Origin of the sequence: Tunturiibacter lichenicola (genome assembly GCF_051013355.1) — a bacterium.
Classification (GTDB): domain Bacteria; phylum Acidobacteriota; class Terriglobia; order Terriglobales; family Acidobacteriaceae; genus Edaphobacter; species Edaphobacter lichenicola_F.
Window position 1 is genome coordinate 3,386,212 of record NZ_CP132944.1, and the last position, 19,046, is coordinate 3,405,257.

The following is a 19,046-nucleotide window of genomic DNA, read 5'->3' on the forward strand; positions in this document are numbered from 1 at the left end:
TTGATGTGGGAGGGTTTTATGATTCTCCGAAATCGGCTGGCCTTGTGGGTGGTGGCAGTGTTGCTGATGTCTTCTGCATTGGCGCAGGCGAAGACTGTGACGCTCGGTGCCGCGGATAACAGAACGGATGTGTTTTTAAATTTGGGAGACACTCTCGAGGTGGAGCTTTCTTCCGGGCAGGTTAACGGATTTCGCTGGGTCTCTCATCTGCCAAATCCTTCAACGCTGACGCCGCTGAACGACGAGGTGCTTCCTGCAGACAAGAGTGCTCGCGTGCCCGTGCAGATTGCGCGATTTCGATTCAACGCGGCGACTGTGGGGGATACGGCGCTCGTGTTTGGTTTTGAGAGCGCGGTAAAGACGCCAGGTGCGGCTCCGCAGGATACGTCTGCGTACTCCGTGCGCGTGCATGTTGCTCTGGGATCTCCGCAGCTAGGGACGGCAGTTTTGTACGGTGTCTATAAAGGCACCCTGCCTTGTGCGGACTGCAGTGGTTTGGAGACTGTGCTGAGGCTGTATGCAAAGGGAAAGTTCGACACGACGTATGCGTTTTATGTTCGGACGCAGACTTATCGTGGAGCGCCACATGGGTATGTGGTGCTCTCGGATCGTGGGGAGTGGGCGGTGCTTCGCGGGGATGCAACCAATCCTGATGCAACTGTCTATCAACTCAATCCGGATGATGAGCAGCACTCGGACTCGTGGCTGGTGAGCGGGCAAGGAAGTTTGCTCCTTCAGCTTGATCGGGATCAGAAGCCGATTGATTCAAAGATGAATCTAACGTTGCGCCGGGTGAACTAGTCGCAGTAGGCGGCGGCCGACGCGAGCATCGTTTCGTCTATTTCGGCGACGGCATCTTCCCTTTCGAGAGACGTCTCGCGGTTCGAGAAGAAGTTTTCGATTGCGCCGAGGACTGCGTCGCCGTTCTTCGATTCGAAGATCTGCTTGCGGAGTGCGCCGCCGCCGGGGACACCGTGGGTGAACCAGCTGGCGAACTGCTTCATCTTGCCGACGCAGTCGCGGTGACGTTGCTCGCGTGCAACCTGGCCCGCGGCGGTAATGGCTTCGGCGCGTGCAGCTTCGGCTCGCTCTTCGATGGTGATCTCGTCGACCAGCATCTGGAAGTAGGTGCGGATCATGCGGTAGCGGTCCTGATCGGTGGGCTGATCGTAAGTGCCTACACCGGTTGCTTCCTTCGAGGCGGTGTACTGGGCGATCTGACGAAAGATCCATGGATTTGACGGCGCGGTGCGACCGATCATGACGGCGTCGCAGCCGGTGATGTCGACCATCGCGGCTGCGTCTTCGGGGGTGCGGACGTCTCCGTTGCCTATGACTGGAATTTTTACCGCGTCTTTTACCGCTGTGATGTACTCCCAACGGGCCTGGCCGGTGTAGCCGTCTTCGCGGGTGCGGGCGTGGAGGGCCACGGCGTTGAGGCCGCAGTCTTCGGCCATCTTTGCGAGCTCGACGCAGACGATGTGTTTGTCGTTCCAGCCCATGCGGAACTTTACGGTGAAGGGAATCGTGACGGCTGCGCGGACCGTCTTGAAGATGGTTTCGATCAGTGGCAGGTCACGCAGCAGGCCGGAGCCTCCATTGCACGCGACGACGCGCTTGGCTGGGCAGCCGAGATTCAGGTCTACGAGATCGAAGCCAGCGTCCTGCACGATGCGCGCTGAGTCGGCCAGCGTTACGGGGTTTGAGCCGAAGAGCTGCGCCGAGATCGGGTGCTCGTCGTCGTAGTAGGTGAGGTAGCGCTTGCGCTTGGTCTCGCGCATGCGGGAGAGGCCGTCGGCGGAGGTGAACTCCGTCATGATGAGGCCGCAGCCTGACTGTTGGTTCGATGTCATGCTGTCTACATTCGCTCTGCGGTCGCCTGCGCCATCGGTCCTATCAGTGAACTGGCTGGCATTCTTGATGAAGCGGCGGAAGACTGTGTCGGTAACCCCGGCCATGGGGGCGAGCACCGTCGCGGGGGCGATCTTTACGTTGCCGATGGTGAAGCTGGCAGGCACGCGGGAGTGCTCGGGCATCGTGTGCTCGGCTGGATCGTCCCAACGCTTCTGCTCGAGGGTGTAACGCTTCTTCATGGCAAGTGCTCGTGGTTCTCTTTCCTGCTTAGTTTAGACAAAACAAAGGCCCCCGCGTGTGCGGAGGCCTCGATGTGGTTTAGGCGTCCGCTTACTTTGCGGCAGTCTCGGCCTTGCCGGCGTCCGACTTGGCGAACTTGCGGCGGAAGCGCTCGACGCGACCTGCGGTGTCGATAAGCTTCTGCTTGCCGGTGAAGAACGGGTGGCAGGCAGAGCAGATTTCGACGACGATGTCGCCTTTGTGCGTGGAGCGGGTCTCAAACGTGTTCCCGCAGGCGCACTTGACGTGGATGTTGTCATACTTCGGGTGAATACCTTCTTTTGGCATGGTAACTAATCCTTTTCTCTGATCTCGATTATGCCTGCCGGCTCGCGGATCGCTTGCAACGGTAGAGTTCACGTCACATCGAAGGGCCTGTCGCGCCGCCGCTTGCGCCTTATTTCAGAGCGCTCAAGCAGTTTCCTCAGTTTAACTCAGATTCGCACAGGGGGCAATTGGATTCAGATGCTGCCATACTGGAACCACGGCCATGAGTGAAGTTTGTACGATATGCGGTGGATCGGGTCTGCGGATCATGCAGGAGGATGGCAGGCAGTTTGTCAAAGACTGTGTCTGCCGGGTGCAGCGCCGCGCTGAGCGGATGCTGGGGCGTGCCCACATCCCAAAACGCTATGAACACTGCTCTTTGGAGAGCTATGAGACCAACTTTCCGTCCTCGAACCGGTCACTCGGGCTTGCTCATCTGCGTGCGAGAAAGTTCGTTGACAGCTATCCAATCGAGACGGCGGGAACTGGTCTGCTGCTGACTGGATCGATCGGGGTTGGGAAGACTCATCTCGCGGTTGGCATTCTTCAGGCACTCGTGGCGGAGCGTGGCGCGACCGGGCTCTTTTTTGACTATCGCGACCTTTTGAAACAGGTCCAAAACAGCTACAACCGGCAGGTTTCGGCGACGGAGCTTGAGATCCTTGCGCCCGTGTTCGATGCGGAAGTACTTGTTCTGGATGAACTTGGCGCCTCCAAGCCGACTGACTGGGTGTGGGATACAGTCGCGCACATTCTAAATACTCGTTATAACGATCGACGCACCACGATCATTACGACGAACTATGCCAATGCCGGGCCGTTGGGCATAGAGAGTGGACCTCGTTCGGTGATGCGCGAGGAGACGCTAGGGGATCGTATCGGCGAACGCATGCGTTCCAGATTGCAGGAGATGTGCGTTGTGGTTGAGATGCAGGGGGAAGATTTTCGTCAGAGGGTCAAGCGCGCAAGCTTTGTCTAACCGCGTACCTTGCTGTCGGCATTACAGCAGCGAGATGAGTAGAAGGAAGCCAGCGGTCAGTGCAGCGAACTGGTAGAGCCGGTCGGCAGCGACTGGAATCACCGCCTCAGCTGCATCAGAGGTCGGCAGAACGTCTATCGGAGTTTCATCCTGTTCATTCATCTTCGGCCTCCGCTGAATGTCGTTTAAGTGCTTGTAACAGACTGATCTATATCAACCTGACAACCTATAGATGTTCCTAAACGCGATAATGCATCAAGAAGTTGGGTGTCTGTGATGAAAATCCGGCGAAGTTCCGCCCCGTGTACCGCCCGGTTCATTTCGGGACGCCACGCGGAGACCGGTGGAGGACTCAAGGGGTATAAAATCTCGGCTTATGAGCGAACCGCACCGGCCACTCGATCCATCGATTGATCCAACTGCAAAGACTCCGAGTTCTTCCGCCGTCGACACGAACAAAGTCAGCCAACCTGCGATGTTTAGCAATAAACCGCCCGAAGGTGGCGGAACTCCTATCGCAGTGTGGGGCGTGGCTGGATTGGCGGTGCTGGCAGTCGTGATTGGGCTCTTGTTTGCGACTCGCCATAAGCCACAACTTCCTCCTAATACCATTCAGCCACTGGCGGCCTATGCTGCCGATCTCTCGCTTACACAACTTGCGATGAGCGAATCCACCAGCCTCTCGGGCGGGAAGTCAACTTTCATCGACGGACACATCCAGAACACCGGTAGCCAGACCGTCTCCGGAGTTACCGTGCAGGTGCTCTTCCGCAACGACGAAGCTATGCCGCCACAGGTGGAGACGCTGCCCCTTTCTCTCATCCGTACGCGTGAGCCATATATCGACACCCAGTCGGTTGAAGCTTCGCCCTTGAAGCCGGGTGACGAGCGGGACTTTCGCCTTATCTTCGAGAGTATCCCGGCGAATTGGAACACCCAGATGCCCGAGGTTCATATCGTCCGGGTCGAGACAAAGTAGAGGGGCCGAACTTTTCGACCGGGTAATAGTTACTGGCCGCTCGGGAACTTTTTGCGTGAGTCGGATGTAATGTCCCAGTACTCTAAAGTTGTAGATAGATTACAAGTTGCTTATTTTCAGTAGTTTGAAAAATCATCAAGTTTGGCATCCTACCTGCTCTAGCAAGTGCATGTTGACGTCTGGAATACAGACGCACCGACCAGGATAGGAGAGCAAATCAGATGATGAAATCCGGAAACACTTTCGGCCTCCCAGCTTTACTGTTAGGTAGCGCGTTAGGTATGTCAGCCTTCGCTCAGACGAGCGCCCCGGCAGCTCAGTCTCAGGATCAGGCAGCAGCCAGCTCGACCTCAAGTGCAGCGAATTCTACGGATAGTGCGACCTACGCAACAGGTAAACCTCTGACGGATCAGTCAAAGGAAGGTTTCTGGGGTCATATGAACCCCCTCGCCCGCAAGAAGTGGGTAAAACGCCAGACCGATCCGATCAAGGGTCAGGTAAACGAGCTTGATCAGCTTCAGGCAAAGAATGCAAATGACATTAAGGATGTAGATGCACGGTCGCAGGCTGGCATCAAGAACGCAATGAACACGGCAAACACCGCCGATCAGCATGCGCAGGACGCAGCAAATCGAGCCAACGCGGCTAACACGCTGGCAGGCAACGCGAGCAACCGTACCGACTCCCTTGGCAACACGGTAGGCAATCTGGATCAGTATCAGACCGTATCTGCAACTTCTGTAAAGTTCGCTAGCGGCCGTACCTCTCTCGGACCGAGCGGCAAGTCTGATCTCGACGCTCTCGCTACGACTTTGGCGGGCGAGAAGGGCTACATCATCGAGGTTCAAGGTTACAGCCGTAGCGGTGTGCAGACGTCTCAGGCGATGGCCGATTCAGTAGTTCGCTACCTCGTCACCGAGCATCAGGTACCGGTTTATCGCATTTATAAGTCCGGTCTTGGCAAGAACACCGTCAAGCCCGCAGATGGAGAAGAGGCAATTGTGAATGGTGTACGCGTGACGCTGCTCCATAACAGCCTCGCAACTATGGGTAGCACCTCAGCTTCGAATGCTACTGCTCCCAAGGCTTCCCCGTCGGGTGCAAGTTCACCACAAGAGGTGAATCAGTAGCCCTCCCCCTAGGGCGGTATGAATTCAATACCGCCCGCAAGTTTGCCGAGATAGCGACCTAGAGCGCACTCGCAAAAACCTCTCCTAACCAGAGAGAACCAAGGCAGATTGGCCCCTCAATGAGGGGCCGCTTTTTTTAACCTGGTAGATATTTTGATCCGCTTGCTGTTCGGGCGTTGGTAGCTTACGGTGCGGCGTTGGCTACGGCGGCGTGGACAGCGAGCAACTGCTCCAATACAGCCTTCAGCTTATTGAGATGAAGTGCGTTGGCCCCATCGGACTTCGCTTGTGCGGGATTTTCGTGAACTTCGAGAAAAACTCCATCGACACCGGCCGCTACGGCTGCCCGGGTCAGCATGGGGATGAACTCGGGTTGGCCACCACTGACGCCGTTTCCGGCGGAAGGTGTCTGGACGGAGTGCGTTCCGTCGAAGACGACCGGCGCGAAGCCGCGCATGACCGGCAATGAGCGCATATCGACTACGAGGTTGTTGTAGCCGAAGCTGGCGCCGCGTTCTGTCAGCGAGACTCGATCGTTGCCGCTCTCGCGAATCTTCTCGACAGCGTGCCGCATATCCCAGGGCGCTACGAACTGGCCCTTCTTTACGTTGATTGCGCCGCCGGTTTGACGCGTTGCTTCGGCCGCAGCGATGAGCAGGTCTGTCTGACGACAGAGAAACGCCGGAATCTGCAGTACATTGACGGCTTCGGCTACGGCCGCGCAGTCGACGGCAGTGTGGACATCGGTTAACACTGGTAGGCCGGTGCTGTCGCCTATGGCACGGAGGATGCGGCAGCCCTCAACCAACCCAGGGCCGCGAAAGCTCTTGATTGAGGTGCGATTAGCCTTGTCGTAGCTTGCTTTGAAGATGTAGGGAATGCCGAGGTCGGAGGTGATGCGCTGAATGGAGTCGGCGAGCATGCGCGCGTGGCTCTCGGATTCCAGTACACACGGGCCGGCAATGAGAAAGAGTTTGCCCCGGCCTACCGGGACCTGGTGGGGAGTACTGCCGATGTCGAAGGAATGAGTCACGTCTATCATTTGACCATAGCTGAGGCGCTGCAAGAGCCACCGCTAACGCGCGGCTAGCTCTTTAGGGACTTCCCCAGGCCAGAGAGCACCAGTGTCATGAACGAAAGGCCGCGGCGGCTGTCTTCGCTCGTGGCTCGTTTGGCAAGCTGGAACAGGCTAGGGGGCTTCTGCTCCTTCTTGTGCTCCCTGGTCGCGCTCGTCATCGCCTTCATCATCCGACCGAGCGCATCAGGATCGAGTTCGGTCAGGATCTTCGCGGCGGTCAGGAGATTCCGTATCGCTGCGATGCCCTCAGGTTGCGCGGCATACTTCGACAGAGTTGTGATGATAGTGTCTTTCGCGCCGATCGCACCGTGCAGCAGATCGAGCACCCCCGCCTCATGTGCAGCTTCGAGCACGTCGTAGGCCAGCAGTAGCGCTTCGGCGTGTTCGCCCGGGGCCTTCTCCAGCTTGCGCAGAAGATCGGCCTTGAAGTCGACGGTGACTGGTTTGAAAGCGATGGGTTTGGCCATGACGACTCCTGAAAGTGGTAGCGAACTTTAAACGGTAGTGGAGGTGATCTGAACGAGTTTGTCGGCGATGGCTGTTCCGGGCAGATGGTAGTCTTTGCGCGCCCACTTGCGTTCGATCTCAAGCCCCGATTGCGGGGTGCGGGTGCCGTAACGGAAGTTTCTGCGTGGCAGGGGGTTCTCGCCTTGCTCCGGCAGAACAGTCATGCTTACCGCGGTCTCCTTGAAGGCAGGAGTGTGAGTCTGGCGATCAGTAAAGCTGCTGGTCAGCCGATTCACCGGCTCATCTACCGAGTTCAACGTCATATAAAGCTGCTTGCCCTTCACGCGATCCGATACCAGAACCTGCACGCGAGCTTTGCCGTGCGGTGAAGTCACTTGTACATAGCGGCCTGTGGTAACGCCGCGCTCGGCCGCCAACTCCGGTGAAACTTCGATCCAGCTATTTGGTGTGATCTCGCGAATACCTGGCGTACGAAAGGTCATGCTGCCTTGTTCGAAGTGCTCCAGCAGGCGGCCATTGTTCAGATGCAGATCGTAGATATTGCTCGTCTCCTCCGATGGTGGGATGTACTCGATCGGATAGAACCGGGCCTTTTTATCTGGAAAGGGGAAGCCGTCGGTAAACAGCAAGGGTGTATCGGTGCCGTCCGCATGCACCGGCCATTGCAGGCTGTCGAAGCCTTCGAGTCTCTTGTAGCTCACGCCGGCAAATAGCGGAGTCAATCGTGCGATCTCATCCATGATCTCGGAGGGATGTGTGTAGTTCCAGTTGCCTCCCATCCGGTTGGCGATCAGTTGAATGATCTCCCAATCGGCCTTTGATTCGCCTAGCGGCTCCATCGCCTTGTTGATGCGCTGAATGCGGCGCTCCGTGCTGGTGAAGGTTCCATCCTTCTCGATCGACGCCGCCGCAGGCAAGACCAGGTCAGCATACCGGCAGGTCTCAGAGAAGTTGATGTCCTGCACGATGAAAAAGTCCAGCTTCTCGAGCGCACTGGCAACATAGTTCGCGTTGGAGTCCGAGGTGATCGTGTCTTCGCCTTTGATGTACAGCGCCTTCAGCGTGCCCGCCAGAATGGCTTCGATCATCATGTGGTTGTCTTTTCCGATTGTGGTGGGCAATGTAACGCCCCAATCGGCCTCGAACTTTGTGCGAACCTCTGGGTCGTCCACCTTCTGATATCCGGAAAATACGTTCGGCATAGAGCCGTAGTCGCTGGCTCCCTGCACGTTGTTGTGCCCGCGCAGAGGATAAGCTCCCGCGCCTGGCCGCATGTAGTTGCCTGTCACCAGAAGCAGGTTCGAGAGCGCAGTTGCAGTGTCCGAGCCGCCGCAGTGCTGCGTTACTCCCATTGCAAACAGGATGCAGGTGCCATCGGCGGCTGCGATCTCATGCGCGACCGTTGTCAGCGTCGTTGCGGGAACACCGGTGATCTTCTCCGCATACTCCATCGTGAACGGTTCGAGCGACTTCTTGAACTCGTCGAAGTGATTCACCCATTGATTGATGAAGTCCATCTTCGCGAGGCCGCTGTCGATGATGTACTTCGAGACGGCGCACATCCATACCGCGTCGGTTGACGGGTTAGGACGGAAGAAGATATCGGCGCGCTCCGCCATCTCGTGCTTGCGCAGGTCGGCGACAATCAGCCGCTGTCCGCGATGTTTGTGTGACCGCTTGACCCGTGTGCAAAGCACAGGGTGGTTCTCCGCCGGATTAGCTCCCACGATGAGGATCAATCCTGCTCTTTCGATATCCGCGATCGAACCTGAGTCGCCGCCATACCCTACCGTTCGCTGCAGTCCCATGGTCGCTGGGTTCTGACAGTAGCGAGCGCAGTTGTCGACATTGTTGGTGCCGATCACTCCACGCGCGAGCTTCTGCATCACGTAGCTCTCTTCATTCGTGCACTTTGACGAAGCGATGAATGCGAGAGCATCCGGCCCGTGCTCCGTCTTGATGCGTTTGAAGGTGTGCTCGATGATGTCGAGTGCCTCCGACCACTCGATCTCGCGGAAGGTCTCGCCATCACGCAGAAGCGGCTTCACGAGCCGGTCATCGGAGTTGATGTGTCCCCAGGCGAACTTGCCCTTCACGCAGGTCGAAATTCCATTCGCCGGTCCGTGCGTTGGCTCGATCTTCAAGATGTGACGTTTTTTCGTCCAGACTTCAAAGCTGCATCCCACGGCGCAGTAGGTGCAGACGGTCTTGGTGCGCTTGGTGCGCTCGGTGCGCATCTCCGACTCCATCTCGGAGAGCGAAAGAATCGGTCCGTACCCGATCGGAGGCTCAACTCCCTTGACGACATCGATCATGTTGTTCAACGCGGCGGCTGGGAGGTCGGTCATGTAGCCTGCCTCGCCCAACATCGTTTTTTCCATCAGCGCATTGCACGGACAGACCGTTACACAATGCCCGCAGGAGACGCAGCTGGAACCTTCGATCTGCATCCCGCCGTCCCACAGCACACGCGGATGGTCGCTCTCCCAGTCGATCGACAGCGTCTCATTTACCTGCACGTTCTGGCACGACTCCACGCAACGACCGCATAGGATGCACTGGTCAGGGTCGTACCGGTAGAACGGATTCGACATGTCCTTCTCGTATGGCTTGCGTATGTACTCGCGCGACTGATGCTTTACATCCAGCACAGCCGTCGTATTGTGGACCGTGCAGTTCTGATTGTTGTTGTCGCAGACCGTGCAGTAGAGCATGTGGTTTTGCAGGATGCGATCGAATGCCTCGCGCTGCGCGATGTCAACGGTCTCACCGATGGTCTCAACCTTCATTCCGCCGGCAACTCGAGTCGCGCACGCGCGGACCAGTTCACCGTTAACCTTCACCATGCAGGTATCGCAGCTCTGAATTGGGCCCATCTGCTGGAGATAGCACACCTGCGGCACAGGCTTCTGCGCGTTGACAGCGGTGCGGCTGTTCAGCAAGTCGATCAGCAGTTCGCCCGCGTGGCCAGGAACTTCCAACCCATCGATGGTCAACCTTGTGTTGGGCGTATGATCGGCGGGAGTATTCAGCAGCGATTTCGTGATAGCCATTGGACCCTCGAAGATGCAGAGCAGCATAACAGGTGTTTCGTCTGTCAAACCACTCTATCTCTTCCACATTACACCTAACTTGCATTGACAAATCCGTGACAAAAAGATGCATCCGGCTGAGTATTCTGAAGCATCGAACGACGGACGATGTTACGGCACATCTGAGATGGACTTTGGTGATTGCGTCGTTGTTAATCTTCGTCGCTCATGAAGGATCTCGGTTTTCATACCTTCAAGTCCGAGAATCTGAGCAGCCGTTCGCAGCCCTGACCGCATCGCCGCGTGGACCGTTCCCCAGTGCCCTGTCATATCGGTGTGTTCCCCCGCGAAGTAGAGGGTGTTTGCCACCGGCTCGGCCATCTGCCTCGAGGCGTTCAGGCCACCGGTTGCGACGTAACTATACGCGCCGCCGCTAAATGCATCGTTTTGCCAGTTATGCGTGTAGCAGCCCAGCAATAATCCGTGAACGTGATTGTGTGTCAGGCCAAATATACTGGCGAGTGTGGCGCAGGCATGAACGCCAAGCTCGTTTGCGTTCATGCTTGCCAGCGCCTGCGAACGTGGGCCTCCGACCCATCCAGTGATGCTGTTGCTTGCCTCTGGATGCGGCGTCCACCACACAGGCGGCGTCTCTGAAAACGAGAAGAGAAAGCTCATCTCGCTTAGCCCAGGTTGTGGCAGTAAAGATCTCCAGAATGGCTCGCGGAAGAGCAGAGTGAAACGGCAAACCTGGCCCATACGCAGGCGGCTGGCTGTCTTTAGCATCAATCCCGGTTCAGGGGTAATGGCGACGCTTCCGTTTTGCAATACGCCTAATGGCAACGTCACAACCGCCTTCGCAGCTCGGAAAGTATACGCATCGGTGACGACCTCTACGTGCCCGGATTGCCAATTAATGGCGCGCACAGGTGTTCCAGTTTGTACCTTACCCTTATGCTCGACGATCTGTTGCATGAGATATGCGGGAAGTTGGTCATATCCTCGTCGCAGCCGGTAGATGCGGTCTCCTTCGCTAGCGTCCTCTGCTTTTTGCTGTGCGCCGAGTGACGCCGCGCTTACGACGCGATGGTCTGCCGCGTTGAACCCCTCCACGTAGCCGATCATCCGGCCTCGGTCTTCTTCAGAAACTTTTTCGCGGTCAAGGTATTCAGCGAAGCTGATGTCTGGTCCATCGAAGTGCTCCAGCTTTTCCAGAGGTTCAAACACTTCTTCCATCTCGCTGCCGCACTGGTTCAGCGCACCATCCTCAAAGCAGATCTGCGCTCCACCTCGTTCATATGTCTCGAGCCCCGCCTCATCGATCAGTGCCCACAACTCAGGCGGTCTGCCGTGAATGAACTCCGCACCAAGCTCAAGCGCCTCGCCTCCAACGTGCTGGGTCAAGATGCGACCACCGATTCGCTCCTGCGCCTCAATCACCAGCACTCGCAAGCCCGCCTCTGCCAACGCCCGCGCGGCAGTGAGGCCAGCCATACCCGCGCCAACTATTACAACGTCGTTCGTTTCAGTCGTCATTTCGAAGTTAGATGCGCGGTCAGTAAGTTCCGATGAAAGTGTCGCCAGTCGCTACGAGCTTATCGTTATGCAGATGCGGCCGGAGGGCCACCAAATTGTCTTCGCACGAATGCCATACCCTCTTCGGTAGTGGTAGCCAGGCCTTCGAGTTGAGCATCTTCCGCTGCGTCCAATATTGCCTTGAACTCCGGCCCTGGGCGATATCCTGCGGCGATTAAATCTCTTCCGGTCACCAGTAACTTCGGACGTATCGACTCAACTGGAGCAGCCTCATACTTCTCTTTCGCAAACTCATACAGCTTCAGGTCAGAATGCGCAGACATGCAGTCCATCCAGTGGAGAGCGAGGTGCTCGTCGAACTTTGGGAGTCGCAGAAATCGCTTCAGCGTCGACTCGCGCATCTGCAAGATATCGCCGAACCGCATGTGATTCTTCACCAGCGCGACGATCTGCTCCGTGTCTTCATTCGAGAAACGGAGGCGCCCGAGAATCGCTTCGGCGATCCTTACGCCAACCTCGACATGCCCATCAAATCGAATGCGGTCGCCAGGTTTTTTAGGATCAGGCGGTCGAAACGTTGCTGGCTTGCCAATGTCATGCAGCAGCGCGCCCCAAGCAAGAGTTGTAGGAACACCTGGGTTCAGTTTCTCCAGCAGTAGGAGTGTATGGATCCACACGTCACCTTCGGGATGGAACTGCGGTGGCTGCTCCACGCCCTTCATCCGCAGGGCTTCCGGCAACACGTACGCCAGGAGCCCCGAAGCATCGAGCAACTCCATCGCTCTGCGCGCATGTCCTTCGGTCAGCATCAGGGTAAGTTCATCGCGAATCCGCTCACTGCTTACCTGGCCGATCTCCGAGGCAGCTGCTTGAATTGCAGTCATCGTCCGTGGCTCGATCTCGAACTCAAGCCGAGCCGCAAACCGCACCGCTCGGAGCATTCGCAGCTTGTCTTCCTCGAATCGCAGTGAGGGGTCTCCGATTGCCCGCACGATCCCCAACTTCAAATCGTCGCGGCCACCAACATAATCTAGCGTTGCAGCTTCGGCATCTGCGGTCTCTTCAAGGACCACGGGATCAAGCAACATCCCATTGATCGAGAAGTCGCGACGCAGCACGTCTTCTCGCGGATCAATCGAAAAGCGTACGGCATCCGGTCTTCGACCATCGCTGTATGCGCCGTCATGGCGGAACGTCGCGACTTCAGTGGCGATCTCTGCACCGTCCGCACCAATCGAGCAAACCAGTACTACACCAAAATGCGCTCCTACCGAGTAGGTCTTCGCAAACATCCCCATCACGACGTCGGGCGTCGCACTTGTCGCTACGTCGAAGTCCTTAGCCTCCACTCCCAGAAGCAGATCGCGCACGCACCCACCGGCAAAGTAAGCCTTGTGCCCTGCGCGACTCAGTGCTAACACGATCTCTCGCGCTGCTGAGTACCTCGGCTTGTCCTTCCGTTGGTTCATCGTCGTCTCCCCTATGATAGAGAGATGCGTGAAAGCAGCGAAACTGGCTCCAGCCGAGGGTTGATTCTCGGCATCGAAAGCTCCTGCGACGAGACTGCGGCCGCGGTTGTCCGTTCAGGCACTACTGCGCTTTCGAACGTCGTTGCTTCGCAGATGTCCCTGCACGCCAATTACGGTGGCGTCGTTCCGGAACTGGCCTCCCGCGAACACCTGCGGAACATCGTTCCGGTGGTTCGTGAGGCTATGCAGCGTGCGAATGTAACCTTTGCGGATCTCGACGCTGTCGCCGTAACCGAAGGCCCCGGTCTTGCCGGTGCGTTGCTCGTGGGCATCACCTATGCGAAGGCCCTCACCTTTGGCCTCGACAAGCCACTCATCAGCGTCAACCACCTCGAAGGCCACATTCACGCTGTACTGATGGAGGCGCGCGAGCGTTCGGACGTTCCTGTGGAACTACCTTTGCTCGCCCTCGTGGTCTCAGGCGGCCACACCCACCTGTATCTCGCGCAGCAGCAAGGAGCCGGCGCCACTTGGACCTATCGCAACGTTGGTCGTACGGTCGACGATGCGGCTGGTGAAGCCTATGACAAGGTTGCCAAGCTCCTTGGTCTCGGCTACCCCGGTGGTCCGTGGATTGACGCGCTTGCGCCCCACGGCAACCCTCGTGCCGTACCCTTTACGTTTGGCGAGATCAAACACCGCGCCCCTCGCGAAGGCGTCACGAATAAGAAGGCGCCAACCAACACAGAAGGTCCGCGCTTTGACTTCTCTTTTAGTGGTATAAAGACGGCCGTTCTCCGCTACGTCGAGACGCATCACCTTCGCGAAGATATCGAAGTTCGCCGCGCTGCTCTGGCCGCTAACCCCTTAATTACGCCGAAAGACGAAACGGTCGTCAAGCTTTGTGACCAGCAGACCCTCGACCTCATTGCCTCTTTCCAGTACGCGGTGGTCGGCAATCTCCTGCGCCAGACCTTTGCCGCCGCCGAATCACTCGGCGCACGCAGCATCGTCGTCTCCGGCGGAGTCGCCGCTAATAGCGAACTCCGAAGCCGCCTTCAGGCGGAAGCCGACCGCCGTGGCGTCCCCATTGCCTTTCCTTCGCTGGCTCTGTCGACCGACAACGCCGCCATGATCGCTGCAGCGGCGTGGCCGAAGCTGCTGGCCCAGAACTTCGCCACGGAGGGCCTCGGCGCCACCCCCCAACTCCGTCTTGGCCAGCCCTGAACCCGGCCCCAACAAAGGACTTACATATATCAGCTAAAATCATCAAGGAATATCTAAAGTGAGAGCAGTCTGCACCGCGCCACGCGCCCGGCTGCGGCAGGACAGAGAGCACGTGGCAACGATCGAACTCTTCAACACACTGGGCGGAAAGATCGAAGCCCTCGCCCCCGTCGGTGGACCTGCCCTGCGAATGTATTGTTGCGGCCCTACAGTCTATGACTACGGCCACATCGGAAACTTCCGCACCTTCCTCCACGTCGACGTTCTGCGCCGAGTCGTCCGCCAGCAAGGAATTCCCGTTGAACACGTGATGAATATCACCGACGTCGACGACAAGATCATCCGCAACGCCGCAGCCGCTGGTGTCCCAATCGCCCAGTACACGGAGAAGTTCGAGCGCGCCTTCTTTGAGGACCTCGACGCCTTGGGTATCGAACGCCCCGAGTACATCTCCCACGCTACCGCCTGCATTCCAGACATGGTCGATCTCATCGAAAAGCTCGCCGCGAAAGATATCGCCTATCAGGCTGAGGATGGTAGCTGGTACTTCCGCATTGCCCGCTTTCCCGAGTACGGCAAGCTCTCGAAAAAAGACTTCGACGGCATCGAAGACGGCGCTCGCGTCGACATTGATGAGTACGAAAAAGACGCGGCCCGCGACTTCGCCCTCTGGAAGGCGGTAAAACCGGGTGAGCAGTCCTGGGACACCGCCCTCGGCACCGGTCGCCCCGGCTGGCATATTGAGTGCTCCGCCATGGCTACAAAGTTTCTCGGCGAAGACATCGACCTTCATGCCGGTGGGGAAGATCTGATGTTCCCTCACCATGAGAATGAGATTGCCCAGTCGGAATCAGCCTCGGGCAAACCTTTTGTTCGCCACTGGATGCACGTCCGCTTCCTGCTCGTCGAAGGCAAGAAGATGTCCAAGTCGGAGGGCAACTTCTACACGCTTCGCGACCTGCTGCTCAAAGGCTACCGGGCTTCGGCTATTCGTTTTCTGTTGATCTCTGTGCCCTACCGGCACCAGATGAACTTCACCTTCGACAGCCTGGTCGAGTCGACCAACGCCATTGATCGCCTGCGCACCTTTCATCAGCGGATGTTGAAGGGCGGCTTCGCCGACGGCCTCGATCCAGACATCGCCGCAGCAACTGCTAAGGCGGAGAACGACTATACCGCCGCGCTCGCCAATGATCTCAATACTGCTGAGGCTCGCGCTGCCATCTTCGACCTGGTTCGTGCCGCCAACTCTGCGGCTGACGCAGGAACTCTTCGTGCAGACAACGTTGCAGAGATTCTGAAGGTGCTCGCGCTCTTTGACGGCGTCTTCGCCGTGCTTGAAGACAAAGACGCTGCGATCACCCGCGCCGCGCTCGTCTGGGCCGAGGCTGAAGGCCGCATCGACGAAGCTGACCCCTCGCTCGTCGCCACCTTATCTTTCTCTGACACTGACATCGACGCCCTGGTCGCCGAACGCACCCAGGCCAAAAAGAGCCGCAACTTCGCCCGTGCCGATGCGATTCGCAACGACCTTCTTGCCAAAGGCATCCTAATTGAGGACTCCAAAGATGGCGTCCGCTGGAAGAGAAAGTAGCGCGCCGGGAGCGCGAACACCATGGCCTTATCCTTTTCCACTCGCATCTTTGCAACAGCAATTCTGGCTGCAGCTTTGCCGGTAGCGGCCATTGCGCAAACTCCCGCGCCGAACACCACAGAGTGGGAGAACGAAGGTCTCGCTCTGCGCCTCTTCTACCCGTCCGATCTGGTGAAGGCCGACCCGGAGAAGGTTATGCACAATGGCCGCCTTACTCTCTTGGGCGTCTCAGGCGCGCCCGACCCCAAGCTTGCAGAGGCGACTCGCTGCCTTCGCCCTCGACTTGTCCTTGACCTCTCGCAGTCGGGCCAGGCGCAAACCAGCAAAACACAGCCGACCGCTGACGGTGGCACACAAGTCACCATCACGCCCGCGGTCACCGCGACGATCCTGCTCGCCGAACTGGACATTGATTGCATGAACTCCGAACACCCAAACACCAGCACCACGCTGTTGCCGGACATGGCTGAACTCGTGAACAAAGTTCCCGGCATGAAGTCCATCGTTCAGCCTGCCTGGTACAACGTGGGTTGGCAGAAGGTGCACATGGCCGCCGCTCAAGGCCAGCCCTCAAACTCCGACCCGGCAAGCGCGCAACCCGCCATGCCGCAAACGCTTTACACGATGGGCCTTTCTACCAACTGGAACAACCACCTTCTGGTCTGGTACTTTTCTTCGAACAATATCGATACGTTGAACCGCATCACCAAAACAACGGTGCGCTTTGGCCGGGCTCAGGCCGCTCCGCTCTATCCGAATCCCATGGGCACCGCTGCTCCGTAACAGAAGTATTCGAAACTCTTCATCTCACAGCTGAGGCATATGAACAAAGATCTGCTCCCCATCGAAGCCATCGTCGAAAAGCTCAATCTGCCCGAAAAATATGTGGAACGTCTCGGCCGCTACGGCGCCAAGCTCTCACTCGACCTGCTGAACGACGCTGCCTTTCCACCTCGCGGCAAATTCATCCTCGTCACCGCGACTACCCCAACCGTCTCTGGAGAGGGCAAGACTGTCACCTCGATCGGTTTGGTGCAGGGGCTCGAAAAGATCGGCAAGAAGGCCATCATCACCTCTCGCGAGCCGTCGCTCGGACCGGTCTTTGGTATGAAGGGGGGAGCCGCCGGCGGTGGCCGTTCTCAGGTTGAGCCTGCGGAGAAGATAAACCTCCACTTCCACGGAGACTTCCATGCCATCACCTCGGCTCACAACCTCCTCGCCGCGTTAATTGACTCACATCTCTTCCACGGCAATGAATTGGATCTCGATCCCCACGCCATCACCTGGCCACGCGCGCTCGATATGAACGACCGTGCTCTGCGCCACATCGTTGTCTCTGCAGGCGGCAAGCGTGACGGAGCGAATCGTCACACCGGCTTTCTTATCACTGCAGCCTCAGAGATCATGGCCATCATGACGCTGGCTGCAAGCAGGGAAGACCTTCGCCTACGCCTCGGCCGCATCGTCATCGGGGCAACGCGCTCTGGCAAGCCTGTTCTTGCGAAGGATCTCAATGCAACCGGCCCCATGTTGGCACTGCTCTCCGAGGCCATCCAGCCCAACCTCGTCCAGACCACCGAAGGCACGCCTGCGCTCGTCCATTGCGGTCCCTTCGCCAACATCGCACACGGCACCAGCTCTGTCCTCTCGCAGCAGATGGGCCTTCGTCTGGCCGACTACGTCGTCAACGAGACCGGCTTCGCCTCCGACCTCGGTTTTGAAAAGTACATGGACATTGTGATGCCGTCCTCTGGCATCAAACCATCGGCAGCCGTGCTCGTCACAACGGTGCAATCTGTTCGTAACCAGGGCGGTGGCGATCTCGAAGCTGGCTTCGCCAATCTGAAAAAGCACATTGCCATCGTCCGCGGTTTCAATCTCCCCGCGATCGTTGCGATCAACCGCTTCCCCAAAGACACCGACGAAGAGTTGCAGTTCCTCGAAAGATACTGCGAGGCGCAGGGTGCAGCCTTTGCCTTATCGGAGGCATTCAGCAAAGGTGGCGCGGGTGCAACCGCACTCGCCGAAAAGGTAGTGAGCGTCATCGCCGCGAATCCGAATGTTGCGCCTACCAGTACCTATGCACCACAGGGTTCGCCTCTCGAAAAAATTACGGCCGTCGCGCAGAAGATTTACGGAGCGGCCAAGGTCGAACTCACACCACAGGCCGAGGAGAAGCTCGCTCGATTTACGGAATGGGGTTACGGCGAACTACTTGTCTGCATTGCCAAGACGCAGTATTCGTTAACCGATGATCCCAAGGTGATGGGCGCTCCCACCGGCTGGACGCTTCACATCACCGACGTCGTTCTCTCCGCGGGCGCGGGCTTTCTCGTCGTAATCTCAGGCAGCATGATGCTGATGCCCGGCCTCCCCAAGGTCTCTCGCGCCATGAGTATCGACGTCGACGCAGCAGGCGAGATCACCGGCATGTCCTAACCTCTGAGATTCTTGGAGCATCGGGTCGGGCGAGTACTTTCTGCGGGCATTAACATCCCCTCATCTTCGCCCTGTTGCTCATGGCCCTCCGGTTGCACTCCTCCTTATATGAGGAGTGCACCACGATGGCAGCTGTAGGCGAACGGCCATGACCCGAGTAAAAACCCCCTTCACACGAGACGCCCTGGCAAAGTGCGGGGCAGCCATTGGAGAGTACAGCTACGGCGTACCGGTTCTTCGCTGGTGGGGCGAAGCCGTTGGACTTCGAATCGGAAACTACTGCTCCTTCGCGGATCGGGTGGAGATCTTTCTTGGCGGTAATCATCGCCCCGACTTTGTCACCACCTATCCTTTCGCCTCCTTCACGGATTGGCCGGAGGTCCCCGGAGTGCGCATCGTACCCGAGACGAGAGGTGATGTCGTGATCGGCAATGATGTATGGGTTGGTTCCGGTGCCGTGATTCTTTCGGGAATCACCATTGGGGATGGCGCGATCATTGGAGCCCGGGCTGTTGTCTCTCGCAACGTCCCGCCCTACAGCGTTGTTGTTGGGAATCCAGCGAGAGTCGTGAGAAAGCGTTTCACTGACGACGTAATTCAACAGTTGTTGCGAATCCGCTGGTGGGACTGGTCTCGACAGCGGATTGAACAGAATCTACCCTTGCTTCTTTCAAGCGATTTGAGTAAATTCCTCGCGGGCGCTGCCGAAGAATAG

Annotated in this window: 17 protein-coding genes; 9 read left to right on the top strand and 8 right to left on the bottom strand. The window is 57.8% G+C overall.

What is annotated here, in order from left to right:
- The first annotated feature begins 18 nt into the window (after positions 1–18).
- Positions 19–801 carry a copper resistance protein NlpE N-terminal domain-containing protein gene (locus RBB82_RS14250; protein ID WP_433971307.1) on the top strand — a complete coding sequence of 261 codons (783 nt, stop codon included), beginning with the start codon at positions 19–21 and terminating at the stop codon, positions 799–801.
- Here the strand turns inward: RBB82_RS14250 and RBB82_RS14255 are convergent.
- Together RBB82_RS14255 and rpmE are read right to left on the bottom strand one after the other, a co-directional pair.
- Positions 798–2,093: a tRNA dihydrouridine synthase gene (locus RBB82_RS14255; RefSeq protein WP_433971308.1), complete on the bottom strand. Its 1,296-nt coding sequence runs from the start codon at positions 2,091–2,093 to the stop codon at positions 798–800. The two genes, RBB82_RS14250 and RBB82_RS14255, sit on opposite strands and share 4 nt — an antisense overlap.
- Positions 2,094–2,184: 91 nt before the next feature.
- Positions 2,185–2,421, bottom strand: coding sequence for a 50S ribosomal protein L31 (gene rpmE, locus RBB82_RS14260; protein WP_179586303.1), 237 nt, complete (start codon positions 2,419–2,421; stop codon positions 2,185–2,187).
- Between the two features lie 202 nt (positions 2,422–2,623).
- Here rpmE and RBB82_RS14265 point away from each other — a divergent pair, with 202 nt between their 5' ends.
- Positions 2,624–3,379 carry an ATP-binding protein gene (locus RBB82_RS14265; RefSeq protein ID WP_433971309.1) on the top strand — a complete coding sequence of 252 codons (756 nt, stop codon included), beginning with the start codon at positions 2,624–2,626 and terminating at the stop codon, positions 3,377–3,379.
- Positions 3,380–3,400: 21 nt separating this feature from the next.
- On the opposite strand, the gene RBB82_RS14270 is transcribed toward RBB82_RS14265, so the two are convergent.
- Entirely contained in the window at positions 3,401–3,541 is a 141-nt protein-coding gene (locus tag RBB82_RS14270) for a hypothetical protein (RefSeq protein WP_433971310.1), read from the bottom strand.
- Positions 3,542–3,755: 214 nt separating this feature from the next.
- Between RBB82_RS14270 and RBB82_RS14275 the strand changes: the two genes are divergently transcribed.
- Together RBB82_RS14275 and RBB82_RS14280 are read left to right on the top strand one after the other, a co-directional pair.
- Positions 3,756–4,358, top strand: coding sequence for a DUF2393 family protein (locus tag RBB82_RS14275; RefSeq protein WP_433971311.1), 603 nt, complete (start codon positions 3,756–3,758; stop codon positions 4,356–4,358).
- 221 nt (positions 4,359–4,579) lie between these two features.
- On the top strand, positions 4,580–5,488 hold the full coding sequence (locus RBB82_RS14280) for an OmpA family protein (protein ID WP_433971312.1): 909 nt from the start codon (positions 4,580–4,582) through the stop codon (positions 5,486–5,488).
- A 184-nt stretch (positions 5,489–5,672) separates the two neighbouring features.
- Here the strand turns inward: RBB82_RS14280 and kdsA are convergent, their stop codons facing one another.
- The 5 genes from kdsA to RBB82_RS14305 form a co-directional block, all read right to left on the bottom strand.
- Positions 5,673–6,521, bottom strand: a complete 849-nt coding sequence (kdsA, locus tag RBB82_RS14285) for a 3-deoxy-8-phosphooctulonate synthase (RefSeq protein ID WP_433971313.1) — start codon at positions 6,519–6,521, stop codon at positions 5,673–5,675.
- A 53-nt stretch (positions 6,522–6,574) separates the two neighbouring features.
- Positions 6,575–7,033, bottom strand: coding sequence for a DUF1641 domain-containing protein (locus tag RBB82_RS14290; protein ID WP_433971314.1), 459 nt, complete (start codon positions 7,031–7,033; stop codon positions 6,575–6,577).
- A gap of 27 nt (positions 7,034–7,060) precedes the next feature.
- Positions 7,061–10,087: a formate dehydrogenase subunit alpha gene (gene fdhF / locus RBB82_RS14295; RefSeq protein ID WP_433971315.1), complete on the bottom strand. Its 3,027-nt coding sequence runs from the start codon at positions 10,085–10,087 to the stop codon at positions 7,061–7,063.
- A 150-nt stretch (positions 10,088–10,237) separates the two neighbouring features.
- Positions 10,238–11,650: a flavin monoamine oxidase family protein gene (locus tag RBB82_RS14300; protein ID WP_433975386.1), complete on the bottom strand. Its 1,413-nt coding sequence runs from the start codon at positions 11,648–11,650 to the stop codon at positions 10,238–10,240.
- Between the two features lie 17 nt (positions 11,651–11,667).
- Positions 11,668–13,071 (bottom strand): CCA tRNA nucleotidyltransferase, encoded by a 1,404-nt coding sequence (locus tag RBB82_RS14305; protein WP_433971316.1) that lies wholly within the window; start codon positions 13,069–13,071, stop codon positions 11,668–11,670.
- 24 nt (positions 13,072–13,095) lie between these two features.
- Here RBB82_RS14305 and tsaD point away from each other — a divergent pair, with 24 nt between their 5' ends.
- The 5 genes from tsaD to RBB82_RS14330 all read left to right on the top strand — a co-directional run bounded on the left by tsaD (position 13,096) and on the right by RBB82_RS14330 (position 19,046).
- A complete protein-coding gene (gene tsaD, locus RBB82_RS14310) occupies positions 13,096–14,298 on the top strand; it encodes a tRNA (adenosine(37)-N6)-threonylcarbamoyltransferase complex transferase subunit TsaD (RefSeq protein WP_433971317.1) in 1,203 nt (400 codons plus the stop codon).
- A gap of 112 nt (positions 14,299–14,410) precedes the next feature.
- Positions 14,411–15,892, top strand: coding sequence for a cysteine--tRNA ligase (gene cysS / locus RBB82_RS14315; RefSeq protein WP_433971318.1), 1,482 nt, complete (start codon positions 14,411–14,413; stop codon positions 15,890–15,892).
- Between the two features lie 21 nt (positions 15,893–15,913).
- A complete protein-coding gene (locus RBB82_RS14320; protein ID WP_433971319.1) occupies positions 15,914–16,675 on the top strand; it encodes a hypothetical protein in 762 nt (253 codons plus the stop codon).
- 39 nt (positions 16,676–16,714) lie between these two features.
- Positions 16,715–18,331 carry a formate--tetrahydrofolate ligase gene (locus tag RBB82_RS14325; RefSeq protein WP_433971320.1) on the top strand — a complete coding sequence of 539 codons (1,617 nt, stop codon included), beginning with the start codon at positions 16,715–16,717 and terminating at the stop codon, positions 18,329–18,331.
- Between the two features lie 148 nt (positions 18,332–18,479).
- Positions 18,480–19,046: a CatB-related O-acetyltransferase gene (locus RBB82_RS14330; RefSeq protein ID WP_433971321.1), complete on the top strand. Its 567-nt coding sequence runs from the start codon at positions 18,480–18,482 to the stop codon at positions 19,044–19,046.